At 39.6% G+C, this 13,476-nt stretch carries 10 protein-coding genes; 4 read left to right on the top strand and 6 right to left on the bottom strand.

The genetic code is table 11. The features are described 5' to 3' along the window. The first annotated feature begins 2 nt into the window (after nt 1-2). Complete coding sequence (locus LY624_RS08495) at nt 3-1,943, top strand: transglutaminase family protein (RefSeq protein ID WP_341804337.1); 1,941 nt, start codon at nt 3-5, stop codon at nt 1,941-1,943. Nucleotides 1,944-1,951: 8 nt separating this feature from the next. Beyond that, complete coding sequence (locus tag LY624_RS08490) at nt 1,952-3,274, top strand: Na+/H+ antiporter family protein (RefSeq protein WP_341804336.1); 1,323 nt, start codon at nt 1,952-1,954, stop codon at nt 3,272-3,274. 50 nt (nt 3,275-3,324) lie between these two features. Here LY624_RS08490 and LY624_RS08485 read toward each other — a convergent pair whose 3' ends face one another. Next, the gene (locus LY624_RS08485; protein ID WP_341804335.1) at nt 3,325-5,295 is read right to left on the bottom strand and encodes a response regulator; all 1,971 of its coding nucleotides are present in this window, start codon (nt 5,293-5,295) and stop codon (nt 3,325-3,327) included. A gap of 169 nt (nt 5,296-5,464) precedes the next feature. Between LY624_RS08485 and LY624_RS08480 the strand changes: the two genes are divergently transcribed. Then, nucleotides 5,465-6,370, top strand: coding sequence for a gluconeogenesis factor YvcK family protein (locus LY624_RS08480; protein ID WP_341804334.1), 906 nt, complete (start codon nt 5,465-5,467; stop codon nt 6,368-6,370). On the opposite strand, the gene LY624_RS08475 is transcribed toward LY624_RS08480, so the two are convergent. Then, nucleotides 6,335-6,667: an Hpt domain-containing protein gene (locus LY624_RS08475; RefSeq protein ID WP_130149875.1), complete on the bottom strand. Its 333-nt coding sequence runs from the start codon at nt 6,665-6,667 to the stop codon at nt 6,335-6,337. The genes LY624_RS08480 and LY624_RS08475 overlap by 36 nt on opposite strands. Nucleotides 6,668-6,687: 20 nt before the next feature. On the opposite strand from LY624_RS08475, the gene LY624_RS08470 reads away from it, so the two are divergent. Continuing rightward, nucleotides 6,688-7,722: a glycosyltransferase family 4 protein gene (locus LY624_RS08470; RefSeq protein WP_341804333.1), complete on the top strand. Its 1,035-nt coding sequence runs from the start codon at nt 6,688-6,690 to the stop codon at nt 7,720-7,722. On the opposite strand, the gene LY624_RS08465 is transcribed toward LY624_RS08470, so the two are convergent. From LY624_RS08465 to LY624_RS08450, 4 genes are all read right to left on the bottom strand, one after another. Then, nucleotides 7,691-9,145 (bottom strand): sigma-54-dependent transcriptional regulator, encoded by a 1,455-nt coding sequence (locus LY624_RS08465; RefSeq protein ID WP_341804332.1) that lies wholly within the window; start codon nt 9,143-9,145, stop codon nt 7,691-7,693. The genes LY624_RS08470 and LY624_RS08465 overlap by 32 nt on opposite strands. 103 nt (nt 9,146-9,248) lie before the next feature. Then, on the bottom strand, nt 9,249-10,706 hold the full coding sequence (locus LY624_RS08460; RefSeq protein WP_341804331.1) for a SpoIIE family protein phosphatase: 1,458 nt from the start codon (nt 10,704-10,706) through the stop codon (nt 9,249-9,251). Nucleotides 10,707-10,714: 8 nt separating this feature from the next. Beyond that, nucleotides 10,715-11,413: an AAA family ATPase gene (locus LY624_RS08455; RefSeq protein ID WP_054561487.1), complete on the bottom strand. Its 699-nt coding sequence runs from the start codon at nt 11,411-11,413 to the stop codon at nt 10,715-10,717. Continuing rightward, the gene (locus tag LY624_RS08450) at nt 11,410-13,476 is read right to left on the bottom strand and encodes an SLBB domain-containing protein (RefSeq protein WP_341804330.1); all 2,067 of its coding nucleotides are present in this window, start codon (nt 13,474-13,476) and stop codon (nt 11,410-11,412) included. Before LY624_RS08450 ends, LY624_RS08455 begins: the two co-directional genes overlap by 4 nt.

The following is a 13,476-nucleotide window of genomic DNA, read 5'->3' as shown; positions in this document are numbered from 1 at the left end:
TTATGAATACGCCGCTTATAAATACTGTTTTATCACTGCTGTTTATTGTTATCAGTGGTTTTTTGTTTACTGAAGTACCTACTCCATTTTTAGTCATATTGGCAGGCTTAAGCTTTTTAAACCTGTTTTTAGGTAAGTTTTATAAAAAACTAAATGGATTGGTGGCAAATATTTTGGCTGCAGTTAGCTTAATTGCTTTATTTGTTCTGGTTGGTGTGAGCGATACGGTAAAGTTGTTTGTATCCATGATGCTACTTGCTAGCAACTTTAAATTGTTACAAGCGAAAACCGTTAAACAGTATCAAACTGTGTGTTTACTGGTGTTTTTTAACCTTTCAACGGTGTATTTATTCCATCAAGGGTTATTTGAAACCTTGGTAGTCAGTGTACTTTATATTGTTAACTTTGCGGTACTTGGCTATTTAACTAGCCCGCAAAGCTTTAAGGCCGCTAACAAACAAAGTTTTAAAACCATATTACTGGCCTTACCAATAGCAGCATTTTTGATTTTGTTTTTACCTAAAATACCGGCGTTTTGGCAGCTACCGGGGCCAAAGCTCGCGAAAACGGGTTTATCAGAGCAAGTTAACCCCTTTTCTATTGCGAAATTAGCTGAGTCAGATGACCTAGTATTTCGGGTAGAACAACAGCCAGGGCAAGCCATACAAGCCCCCTATTACTGGCGAAGCCTTATTCATGATGAGTTTAATGGTAGTGACTGGTTAATATCGGACATTTTGAAGTCTCAACAATTTAACCCAATTCGCCGTACAATTACTCAAAGTAATAGCGTTAATTATCAGGTTATTGCAGAGCCCTCATCTTCAAGTTGGCTATTTGCCCTTGGCTTTGCACACAGTACTAATTCAGATGTGCACGCTACTTACAATGGCTTGTTAAAACGCAAAGGTAACTTAAACAAAAACATTAAATACGCGGTAATCAGTAGTGAGGCTACGCTGAGTCTGAATGGCTTTGAAAAACGCTTATACACTCGCTTACCGAAAACAACCAATCCACAAACAACAGCATTGGCAAAAGAGTTGGCTGCTAAGCATGAAAATGCGCAAGGTTACTTTAACGCATTACTTAATTACTTTAATCAGCAGCAGTTTGCTTACACATTAACACCTACGCCAATGTATGGTGATAATACGTTAGACCAGTTTGTGTTTGATACCAAACGTGGTTTTTGTGGCCACTATGCCAGCACGGCTGCATTTATGTTTCGTGTCGCTGGTTACCCTGCCCGTGTTGTGTCGGGTTATTTAGGAGGAGAACAAACTAAAGCCGCTACGCTTAACATTTACCAGTATGATGCGCATGCGTGGGTTGAGGTGTTCTTCGACCAAAAATGGCACATATTCGATGCCACCGCTGTTGTTGCCCCAGAGCGTTTAAATGGTTCGTTATCACAACTGGGGGATTTAAACGAAAGCTTTAACGACAATCTTAACTTTGGTCTAAAGCGCTGGAGCCATTTTAAAGCAATAAACTGGCTTAGAATTCAGCTTGAAGAGCTCGACTATAAATGGACTAACTGGGTGCTTACGTTTGACCAAGAATCACAGCAAAGTTTATTTGACTCACTGTTTGGTAATAAGTCAGCATGGCTTACGCCATTAGTTGTGTTAGGTACTTTATTACTGAGCTTTACTGGCTATTTTTTATATAGTAAGCGCCCAGTTCGAAGTAGCGATCCATTGGTTGATGACATCACTAAGCTTTATCAGTGGGCTAAAAAGCAAGGCCACTCGCCTCTTGATACCAACACACCACTACAAAATATCGCTTTGATCAAACAGCAGATACCAAGTTCAAAGCCTTATTTAAACGAATTTGAGCAAATAATCGTCGAAGTACGCTATCAACAACAATCATATACTCAAAATCGCAAAAACCGTGTGCGAGTTCTGTTAAACTCTCTCAAAACAGCCAAATAGAGAACAATATGAATGCAGTAATTGTCGGCGTTATGTTGATGCTGGTTTTAACGCTTTGTCGAATTAATGTCATTGTCGCGATGACAGTAAGTGCTATTGTTGCGGGCTTAACCGCAGGCCTTGGTTTAACTGAAACTGTTAATGCATTCAATGATGGCTTATCGGGTGGCGCAGAAATAGCACTGAGCTATGCGATGTTAGGTGCGTTTGCGGTGGCTATTTCTAAGTCAGGTTTAACACGTATTTTAGCGTCTAAGTTACTTAAGCAAGTAAACGAGAATAGCCATAGAGGCGAAACTACGCTTAGTTATCTTATATTAAGTATTATTTTACTCTGTGCGATTTCATCGCAAAATTTGATACCCGTACATATTGCTTTTATCCCAATTCTAATTCCGCCTTTACTTGTTGTGTTTAACAAGTTACGTCTTGATAGGCGTGCCATTGCGTGTATCTTAACCTTCGGCTTAGCCACCTCTTATATGGTGCTACCCTATGGTTTTGGTGGCATTTACTTATATTCCATTTTGCACAAAAACCTCACTGAAAATGGCTTAGAGATTGTTAATACACAAGTACCAATTGCAATGATCATTCCAGCTATTGGGATGTTATTTGGTTTATTGGTTGCGGTATTTATCAGCTATCGAAAACGCCGTAGTTATGAGTCTCATAGCCTAACAGAGCAACAACAAGAGGTTGTGATAGAGCAGCCTAAAAAGGTGTTAGCTGTTGGTATTGCTGCCGTACTTTGCTCTTTAATCGCACAAAATATTAGTGGCTCTATGATCTTAGGCGGCCTTGTTGGTGTAGCGATATTTACCTTGTTTGGTGTTGTTAAGCTTGAGCAAAACGGCGATGTATTCAGTAAAGGCATTGCTATGATGGCGATGATTGGTTTTATTATGATTTCAGCACAGGGCTTTGCTTCGGTGATGAAAGCAACGGGTGATGTCGCTACATTAGTTACCTCTGCCGCAGGGTTAATTGAAGGTAACAAGCCTCTTGCCGCAGCATTAATTTTACTCGTAGGGTTATTAATCACTATGGGCATTGGTAGCTCGTTTTCAACAGTGCCAATTATAGCCACCCTATTTGTACCACTTTGTATGGAACTTAATTTTTCGGTTATGGCAACTGCTGCATTGGTTGGTACCGCGGGCGCTTTAGGTGATGCAGGCTCCCCTGCCTCAGACTCAACACTTGGCCCAACATCAGGCCTAAACGCGGATGGTCAACACGACCATATTTGGGATTCTGTGGTACCTACTTTTATCCACTTTAATATTCCGCTACTTATTGCAGGCTGGGTTGCGGCTATGGTTTTGTAGATTTATATACGTGCAGGTTTTCGTGTGAAGAAGCCCCAATTGGGGCCTTTTCATTGGCTGAATAAAATCCGTAAGGCGCGATTTAGATCGTGAAAACGAATTGGTTTTGTCAGCACTTTGTTCATACCTGCTTCAATACATGTTGCTTTATCTTGGTATGAAGCATTAGCTGTTAGTGCAAGGATTGGCAGCGCCATGTTTAGCTCATTACGAATATACTTCGTTGCTGTTATACCATCCATCACTGGCATCATCATATCCATAAGCACTAGATCGTAATGCTTAAGTTGAATTTTATCGATAGCTTGTTGACCATTGTCTGCAAGCGTTACGTGATGATTTAACTTCTCTAGAAAAGCTTTAATCAAGACTTGGTTAGTTTTATTGTCTTCAGTGACGAGAATTGTCATTGGTTCAAGCGGTTGGTCATTTTCTACAGTTTGTTTATCATTTGTCACTATTGTATAGGGAATACAGATAGTAAATTTAGTACCAATATTAACTTTACTTGTGACTTTAATTTCCCCTTTCATTAAATCAACAAGACTTTTGGTGATACTAAGGCCTAAGCCAATACCTTCGATTTGTCTGTTTACTCCATAGTCGTGTTGCTTAAAAGCATCATAAATAGACTCAATTTGAGAGGATGGTATACCTTGGCCTGTATCAGCTACTTCAAACAATAGATGTGTATCGCTAAAATCAGCAATAAAATTTACTGTGCCAATTTCTGTAAACTTGATTGCGTTGTCTAAAATATTAAATAATATTTGACCCACTCGCACTCCATCTATATTGATCTTATCTGGTAACCCTTCTTTTAACTCAGTTGAAAACACCACTTTTGAATTCTGTGTTGTTTCTTGAAATTGTGAAGTTATATTTTTAACGAGTGCATTTACGTCAGTGGCTTTTATATCGAGCTCCATCGAGCCGCTTTCAATTTTAGAAAAATCCAGTACATCACTAATTAAATCTAGCAACAGGTCTGCGCTCGAATTAGCATAATCAAGCCAGCGATTTTGTTTATCACTTAGTTCGGAATCAGCAAGTAATTCAAGCATACCAACGATTGCGTTCATTGGGGTTCTTATCTCATGCGACATTACAGTTAGAAATTGAGATTTAGCAAGGCTTGCTTCTTCAGCCTTTTCTTTGGCTTGTTGCAGTGCTTGTTCACGATCTTTACTTACAGTGATGTCTTTAGCTATGCCCAAATACCCCCTAAATTTTCCACTTGAATCAAATTGTGGTTTACCACTAAACGACACCCATGCAGGTGGAGACGAGTTAACTTCAAATTCAAAATCTAAAAACTCAGCATGATCAGCGATTAAGTGCTTAAAATGAGACCATTTTTTTAACTGGCTTTGTTCTTGTTCAGTGATGATGGAAGCAAAATTTTTATGTAAAAAGTGGCGTTTGTATAAGTTACTGTGACTCTCTGTAGTTAAAACATTAATAAATAGCCCTTCTTTATTAGTACGCCAAAACCATTCACTCGCAAAGTCTCTAAATAACTCAGATAACTCGCCAAGTCGCGTTAATAAGGAGGTTGAGTGAAACTTTTGCCGATTAAGCCGAGTTTGCGCAGCTAGTTGAACCGCTACTTGTTGCAATAAAATCATGATGCCAGCTTGTGATTTTTCATTAAATTTAACTTGCTGTTTTATGTCAAAAAATACCATGCACTGAGTTGTATGCTCAGATATCTCAACATGAAAAATTAGGTTGTTGACAAATTCATTACTATAAAACAGCGAGTTATCTTCATTAAGCAACCACTGTGACTGTGTGTGTTGTAATTTGGATTTTAATAAAGCTTCATCAAATTCAATGTACTTTATTGTGCGCATTTCGAGGGAAGCTTTTGAGTCTTCAAAGTTTATTAAGCAAAACTCTTTAAACGAAAAATATGGCAGAAGCACTTTTTCAAGTTGAGCTTTGAGAGTGTGGCTATCATTTATGCCATGAAATGCTTTTAACTCAATTTGTAATTGCTCTAAGTTTAACTCCGCCATGGCCATTCCTAGTTAATAATGCATCGCATATTGCAAATATAGAAAACAGTTTTCAGATTAGCCATAAAAAAACAAAATTAATTTATTAAATTTCATCATCTTATAGAAACTGAAAACTTGGTATAGCAGCTGCTTTCAATTATTAATAAAGTTCAGTGAGGTATGAGTGATGAAAATAGTATGCATAGGCGGCGGACACGGTTTATCCCATATGTTAAGTGCAATTAGACCGCATTGCGCTGATTTAACTGCCATAGTTGCAACCACAGACAACGGCGGCAGCACAGGTAAATTACGTCAAAGCCAAGATGTCGTTGCCCTTGGTGATATTAGACGTTGTTGTTTGCAATTAGCTGATAGTGACTCATTAATCCATCAAGTTTTTCACCACCGTTTTGATGGTGGTGAACTAAATGGTCACAGCCTTGGTAATTTAGCCTTATTAAGCTTAACTGAGCAAACTAACTCAGCAACTCAAGCTGTAGCTTGGTTCAATGCTATGCTGGGTAATTCAGAAACAATTCTTCCTATGTCAGACGAGCCGACCGATTTATTGGCTGTGATGTCATCAGGTATCAAAGTATTTGGTGAATGCGAAATTGATTCACAAAAAGAGCTTCCTGACTATGTAACTCTCTCACAAGACGTAAATGCTGCGCCTGGAGTGGTTCAAGCTATTGAAAACGCCGATATGCTAATAATTGGCCCTGGTAGCTTAATTACCAGTGTAATGCCCGCTATGTTAGTTGAAGACATAGCTAAAGCGGTGCAAAAAACATCAGCATGCCGCGTGTTTATCGAAAATATTGCAAAAGAAGCCAGTGTAATTAAATCGCTTGATATGAAACCGGTTGATTGGCTCGAAGGCATGCTCGGTTACAGCTTTTGTGACTTAAGCATCTCTTTAGATGCGCTTAGTGAAATTGTGTCGCACTTTGACGATGTTGTTAAATCGCCAAACCAACAGCACGACATTGAGCAGTTGAGTAATGTATTTGGCGAAATATTAAAAATGCCGTTGAGACTAGAAGCTGAGCAACTAGTCAGCAGCAATCAAGCTTTGCGCGTGAGTTAGGGTTTGTGCAAATTGGTCTTGCAGTAAGGCAATAAAGCTTTGTAATTCGTCATCATATTGTGATGCCTTCGCTTTTTGCTCGATTTGTTCTGCAAGGCCGCCTACAGCTAATGCCCCGTAGCTACGGCTACTGCTTTTTAAACTATGGGCATTTATTTCGATTTCAGACTGTTTCGTTGCATCAGCAAGATCAGCAACGATTTGGCGGGACTCAGTAATATATACCTGCAAAAGCTGTTTTGCTAGGTCGTCACCAACATCCTGTTGTAATTGCGCGTAGGTCGCAGTATCTATCATGGTCTTACCTTGGAGTGAATATGAAATATAGTGTTATTTTATTTGTAGATTCAAGCTTAATTGGTGGTATCGAAAGCCATTTGATTGCCATGAGTAAGCTCTTAGAACGATACAATATTATGAGCTCGGTACTATTTTATCAAGATCATAATAACCGTGAATTATATAAGCGCTTAGAAAATGCAAATATCACTTTCGGTTTTGCTGGCGGAAATTTAAAAAGCTTGAACGAAATACTAAAAATGTTTCCTCGTTCAGCTTTACTACATACCCATGGGTACAAGGCAAGTATCATGGGCAAGTTAGTGTGTCGCTGGCAAAACCGCCCTTGTATTTCAACCTATCATGCTGGAGAAGCTGGCACGGGGAAGGTTTATTTATACAATAAACTCGACAAACTGCTAAGTTACTTTTCACGCAATTTTGCTGTTTCTAGCAAACTGACTGAAGAGCTTTACAATGCTGAATTACTTGAAAATTTTATTCCAGTAAATGAACCTACTAAAGTTTTAGATCTAAAAAATAATGATGAGTTAAATATCGGCTTTGTTGGGCGTTTATCCCACGAAAAAGGCCCTGATATTTTTATTGAAACTGCCAAGCGATTCAACACAGCAAACTTAAACTTTCACATGTTTGGTGATGGCCCTATGGTCAATAACCTTGATTTATCCGCTGTGACTTATCATGGCCAGTGTGAACAACAACAAATATGGCAACAGCTTGATGTATTAGTGATCTGTTCTCGGGCTGAAGGTCTGCCAATGGTGGCATTAGAAGCAATGGCACAAGGGGTGCTAGTTATTGCATCGCCTGTTGGTCAGTTACCACAGATAATTAATCACCTCTCAAATGGGTTAATGATGACTGAAATTACAAGCGGTGGTTTACAAAAGCAGTTAAACAACGTACTTATGTTAAGCGTTGATCAAAGAAGCTACATGCTAGGCAGTGCACAACGACTTGTTAAACAACGTTTTTCTGGGGAACAGCAATTTAAACAGTTAGATAGAGTTTATAACTCTAGCTTACTTGCATCTCTTCCCAGCTTTTAATTTTACGATAAATGGTTGATGGGCTAACATCCAAAAGAGCTGCAGCTTTTGGAATATTGTTATCACAAGCATCAATGGCTTGCTCAATATAACGTTTTTCTACCAACCAAAGCGGTTCAATATCAGCTTGAGAAAATACTGTTGCTACCTTGCTGATGACAGGAGTGATTTCAGTTGATGATGCAGCAAAGCTTGGTGACGGCATCACCTCTGGGGTTATAGCATTAACCGCTGCTGCGACTGGTTGTGATTGATTTTGTGCGTTTGGTAGTGCTGGGATCATACTCGCTTCAATGTAAGCTTCATCATGCAAAACGAGAATGTTACGGATGGTGTTTTCTAATTGGCGAACATTACCAGGCCAGCCATAGCTCAAAAATAGATTTTTAACGCCTTCTGACATGCCTTTGTATGCGCGGCCTTCTTCTTTACTTATTTTTTTAAAAAGAGCATCGGCAATTTCGATTACATCTTTGCCACGCTGATTTAAAGGCGGTAAGGCAATAGGGATAACATGTAGGCGATAATATAAGTCTTCACGAAAACGGCCTTCCTGCACTTCTAATAAAGGGTCGCGATTGGTGGCACACACAAAGCGCACATCCGCTTTCACTTCTTTTTCGCTACCGACTTGCTGATAACAACCGGTTTGAATAAAGCGCAGTAGCTTACTTTGCAGATTGATGTCCATTTCACATAGTTCATCTAAAAACAACGTACCGCCGTCAGCTTGGCCTGCCGCCCCTTCGCGATTGGCTATCGCGCCAGTGAACGCTCCTTTTAAATGACCGAATATTTCACTTTCAATTAAATCTTTGGGTATAGCTGCACAGTTAAGGGCTACAAACGGTTTGTTAGCACGTGGTGATGCTAAATGTACCGCACGGGCACAGAGCTCTTTACCAGTGCCACTTTCACCAGTGATAAATACAGTGGCTTTACTTACGGATGCTGATTTTATGATTTGGTAAACAGATTGCATTTCTGATGAGCTACCGATCAAATCGTAGTATTTACCGTTCTCGTAAGTGGTTTGATAGCTTTTGACTGTTTGTTTTAAATCTTTAAGTTTTAATGCGTTGTTTACTGTAATGCGAAAACGATCGGCTTCAATTGGTTTTTCTAGAAAGTCACTGGCACCGAGTTTAATGGCTTTGATTGCCATTTCTTTAGTGGCATGCCCTGTTAAAACAATCACTTGTGGAGCTGTGTCTGGGTCTAAAGAGGATAAGATATCTAGCCCGTTCATATCTGGCAGCATAACATCTAAAATCACTAAATCAGGCTCAAATTCCTGTAGAGCAACGACGGCCTGTTCACCATTGTAGGCAATGCATGTTTCGACCCCAGTTGGGATCAAATAAGATTGGTACATCAGCGCTAGCGATTCTGTATCTTCAACAATGAGTATTTTAGGTGGCATTACAGACTTCCTTTATTATCGTTTTATGCTGAGATAAAGTGATTATTTAACAGTTCCTTATTAGTAGCTTAGTGCGTATTTGGCCGGTTTGTAAACTCAAACTTTAGTGTTTATTGATCACAATTAACGAGGCATCGTCGATTTCAGCAGATAACTCAACTTGGCTTGCCTGCCAAAGTGCATAAGCAAACTCTTCACTTTGCAAATTATCGTCACTTAACTTGGCAGTTATTTGATCAACATCGCTTAATTTCTGATTATCAAGCCAACCATCGGTGAATAATAAAATGTGTTCAACGTCATTTACGTCATAACTATAATGTTGATAAACATGATCATCACTAAGGCCCAGTAAGGGATCAGTACCGCTTAGCTGGATCAATTTACCATTTTTGGTTATCACACAAGGCGCAGGATGACCTGCGTTAAACCAGTGAAGTGTGTTATTTTCAATAAAACTTATTAGTAAAGTGACTAGACTAGTTTTACATAACCGTTGTTCATACAGGGCTTGATTCAAGGTGGTTAAAACGTTTTGTATCGGGATTTCTGTCGCTAAACAGCCACTTAAAAATCCCTTGATGGCAAAGCTTTCTTTTAGTGCTGTTATACCGTGCCCCATCATATCGCCAATAATCACAGGCGCTTGCTGCTGGTGGGGGTACATACAAAAATCCCCGCCATTTTGACTGATGATTGAGCCAAAATTATAGGCATTAAACTCGCCTATTTTTTGTTTGGTTTGCATACGTTCTTCATTAATTAAATACTTTAGTGCTGAAAAACGATGCACAATCCGCTCAATGCTTTGGAGTAAACGTGTTTTGCTAACTGGCTTTACTAAATAATCATCAACCCCCAATAGGTTTATGCGCTTTATTAGCTCTTCACTGTCATCACCTGTCAGCATAACCACAGATAAATTAGTTTTTAGGTTAGATTGGTTGAGTTTTTTAAGTAATGGCTCACTGGTTCCATTTTTAAGTTTATGATCAAGCAATAAAATTGTTGCCCCAGAGGTGAGAATTTCTTGCCACCCCGATTCACTGTCTTCACAGCAAATAACTTGAAAATGCTCAGATAAATAAGCATTCAGCAAAGCGAGTTGTGCTTTATCATCGTCTATGTAAATAAGTGTGGGTCGTTTATCTATATTGGTTAAACAAAAAGAGAACGTATTCTGCTGGCCAACAGTTTTATAACAAGCATTTGGAAAGTAATGCTTGATGAGCGCAACCCCCATGCCCCCTTCAACTAACTCGCCACTGTCTAATTGCCAGCCTGATGCTTGTTGATTAAATAAATCATAGCTTGGCATGCTGTCTTTAAATTCAATTAAAAGCTGTTTATCGGGCAGTTTATGCATAGTAAACTGCACATGCATTGAGGTTTCTTGGCTATGGCGTAGCAGATTGGTAAGGTATTCGGTTGCTACTAACCCTGCAGCATCAATATCTTGATTTTTAACACTGATCGCCGTCAAAACATGTTTTAAAATATGGCGAATCTCACTGACTGTAGGCCAATCTAAACTAAATGATTTTTGGTATAAGCAGTCCATTCAGATTCTCAATAAGGTAAAAATAACCAGCGCTGTTTTATAACTTTGTTTAATAAGTACTCTGTGAGTTTAGGCCATTTTGGTTGAAACGCTTTGAGCGTTTTCACGATGCGGCTACCCAATGGAGCAAACTGATGCTGCGCAACAACAATTTTTACGTTATTAACGCCTGCGTGCTCTAGATTTGCCATGCCGTGACATAAAGCTTCTTCGTCGTTATAACCAAGCGATACCGTTAAAAATGTCAGTTCGGTACATAAACTAAGTGCATGCAGCGGTACGTTACCGCGATTACATTTAAGAGCAGGGCTCATATCTAAAAATATATAGTCATATTCTTGCTTTATACGCTCTATGGCATCATTTAGTACGCTTTTATTTTTCACCGATTCAAGCTCTTTAAGGTGCGCCATGGTGAGCAGGTCTACCTGCTCAGTATTGATAATATTCAGCTGACACGAAATATCACTAAAGCACCAAGACTCTGGTTTTTTTGGTTCATCAAACTTAAATGGGTTTAACGGATTTAAGTCAATTATAAGTACTTTGGCTGCTTGCAAACTTAAGCGCTGTGCAACACTAGCACAAAGTGATGTAGAGCCTTCGTTGCCGGTTAACGAAATAAAGCAGATACAACGGGCTTTGCTGTTATCTATTTCGTTACACACGGCTTCAAGTTCTTGGTATTGCGCTGGTATTAGTTTCATAAGCCCACCACTAAAGCTAAAACAGTAATAAAATCTAAGAAGTTTGATTTAAACTGGCTCATTAAGTCCTGGCCTTTGTCTGGCACATACAGGGTGTCGCCAGCCCGTAATACAGGGATATACGCTGAGTTAGGGTTTTTAACGAATTCTTCTAAATCAAATACACGAGACTGCTCTTTACAGCATGAATGATTTACCACCACGATTTTGTCGATAAGCGCTGAGCTTGATGGGCCGCCCGCTTCTGCTAATACGTCAAGTACGGTCATAGTGTCATCAAAGCTATAACGACCTGGCTTTTCAACCGCACCCATAATACGAACTACTTGCTCTTTCGGTGTACGTAGCCAGTCTTTATCTTTTTCTGGAATGTAGATAGTATCGCCCGGTAACACATGCGGGAATAAAGTTTCATCACCGGTTTCAAAATACAGTGCAAGGTTTAATTTGCTTACTCTTGCTGCATTGCCGTTACGATGAGTAATACGAATATTGCGTAAATCGGCGTTATCTGTAGGGCCATCAGCGGCGGCTAAAATGTCGATAAAGTGCATATTTGTATTAAATGCATAGCGACCTGGTGAGCCCACCTGCCCCATAATATAAATTGATTTGCTTGATTCTTGACGGATCCATTGAGACTTATTGTCTGCAGGGTCAACCGGTAGCTCTTCAACAATAATGGTGTCGCCAGCCAATAAGTTAGGTAATGCGTATTTACCCGAATCATTAATCGTGTATTGCTCTAAATCAAAACGTTTAGTGATTTCGCCGTTTCTAACAATTTTAATGTCATTGATGTTTGCCCCTTTGGTTGGACCGCCGGCATGGGCAAGTAAGTCTGTAAAGTCCATTTCAGGGCTCCACTCATAGCGGCCTGGAGATAAAATGGCACCAATGATTTTGATGGCACGTTTAGGCGGTACTTTTAACCAGCTTTTTTCATTTTGATCGGTTTTTTCTGGTACAAAAATTACATCACCTGGGTTTAGATTAGGCACTTTTACAGCAATGAGCCCTTCACTGTAGCCTTGCAGGTCAAACAGGATGCTTTCGCCGGCTGGCGTTAAGATTTTTATTTGACGCGTTTCGGCAAAGCGAGTTGGCCCACCTGCATTGGCAAGTATGTCTAAGAAGCTGGTGTTATCTGCTGCTTCATAAGCGCCAGGCTTTTGTACTTCACCCATGATATAAACTGTTCTTGAAGTGGTATTTACATCATCCACCATAATAGGCACATAAATAGTAGAACCCGCTTTTAGCTCTGGCATAGTGTCGTTATTAGGTTTATCTAAATACGCTTTTAAATCGAACACGACTGGGGTTTTATCTACGATAACGCGAATTTTGGTTACATCTGCATAGCGGGTTACACCCTCAGCACGCATTAGCGCATCAAGTACACTCATGTTTTCTTTAAATGAAAAGCTACCTGGGTTATGTACTTCACCAAGTAAAGTAATAGCACTGTTATCACTTGCATCACCTGATGCACTTAAGGTTTGTGCATCAAAGTCAATTTGTACGTTACCTAACAGCGGAGACACTGGCACAAAGACCGTGTCAGCGCTTTGTAATGCAGGTAATAAATCAATGTTGCCTGAATCTAAGTAGGCTTTATAGTTAAACTCAATCATCTCGGTGCCACGGCGAATTTGTAAACGGTCTAATTGAGCGCCTGGTTTTAAGCCGCCTGCACGGGCGATGACCATTTGAATGTTGCCATCTTTAGGAATACTTACTTGTGATGGGTCGTTCACATAGCCCATAACATTGATAAAAATATCTCGTGAGTGAATTTCGACATAAAAGTCATCCATCGCCACATAAATTTCACTTAATGCTGTGTGTAGTTGGCTTTGCACATCATCTAGCTGTAAGCCAGCTACTTTAAAACGACCTAGCTCAGGTAAGGTAATAGCGCCTTCTTTATCGACTTCAAACGGTTCGCTAAATTCAGCTTCACCTGGTAGGTATAAGTAAAGTTTATTACCGACTTCAATCTCTTCTGCGAAAGTAGGTAATGCGAATATAAGTAAGCAAAGTAAGATTAACTGTTTCAT

This window comes from Pseudoalteromonas sp. N1230-9 (assembly GCF_032716425.1).
In the GTDB taxonomy this organism is placed as follows: domain Bacteria; phylum Pseudomonadota; class Gammaproteobacteria; order Enterobacterales; family Alteromonadaceae; genus Pseudoalteromonas.
Note: the sequence above shows the minus strand (reverse complement) of the source record. Positions and strands in the feature narration are given on the sequence as shown.

Excerpts from the sequence above, each read along its gene's own strand:
- LY624_RS08495 (WP_341804337.1), top strand. The coding sequence starts at position 3 with ATGAATACGCCGCTTATAAATACTGTTTTATCACTGCTGTTTATTGTT.
- LY624_RS08490 (WP_341804336.1), top strand. The coding sequence starts at position 1,952 with ATGAATGCAGTAATTGTCGGCGTTATGTTGATGCTGGTTTTAACGCTT.
- LY624_RS08485 (WP_341804335.1), bottom strand. The coding sequence starts at position 5,295 with ATGGCGGAGTTAAACTTAGAGCAATTACAAATTGAGTTAAAAGCATTT.
- LY624_RS08480 (WP_341804334.1), top strand. The coding sequence starts at position 5,465 with ATGAAAATAGTATGCATAGGCGGCGGACACGGTTTATCCCATATGTTA.
- LY624_RS08475 (WP_130149875.1), bottom strand. The coding sequence starts at position 6,667 with ATGATAGATACTGCGACCTACGCGCAATTACAACAGGATGTTGGTGAC.
- LY624_RS08470 (WP_341804333.1), top strand. The coding sequence starts at position 6,688 with ATGAAATATAGTGTTATTTTATTTGTAGATTCAAGCTTAATTGGTGGT.
- LY624_RS08465 (WP_341804332.1), bottom strand. The coding sequence starts at position 9,145 with ATGCCACCTAAAATACTCATTGTTGAAGATACAGAATCGCTAGCGCTG.
- LY624_RS08460 (WP_341804331.1), bottom strand. The coding sequence starts at position 10,706 with ATGGACTGCTTATACCAAAAATCATTTAGTTTAGATTGGCCTACAGTC.
- LY624_RS08455 (WP_054561487.1), bottom strand. The coding sequence starts at position 11,413 with ATGAAACTAATACCAGCGCAATACCAAGAACTTGAAGCCGTGTGTAAC.
- LY624_RS08450 (WP_341804330.1), bottom strand. The coding sequence starts at position 13,476 with ATGAAACAGTTAATCTTACTTTGCTTACTTATATTCGCATTACCTACT.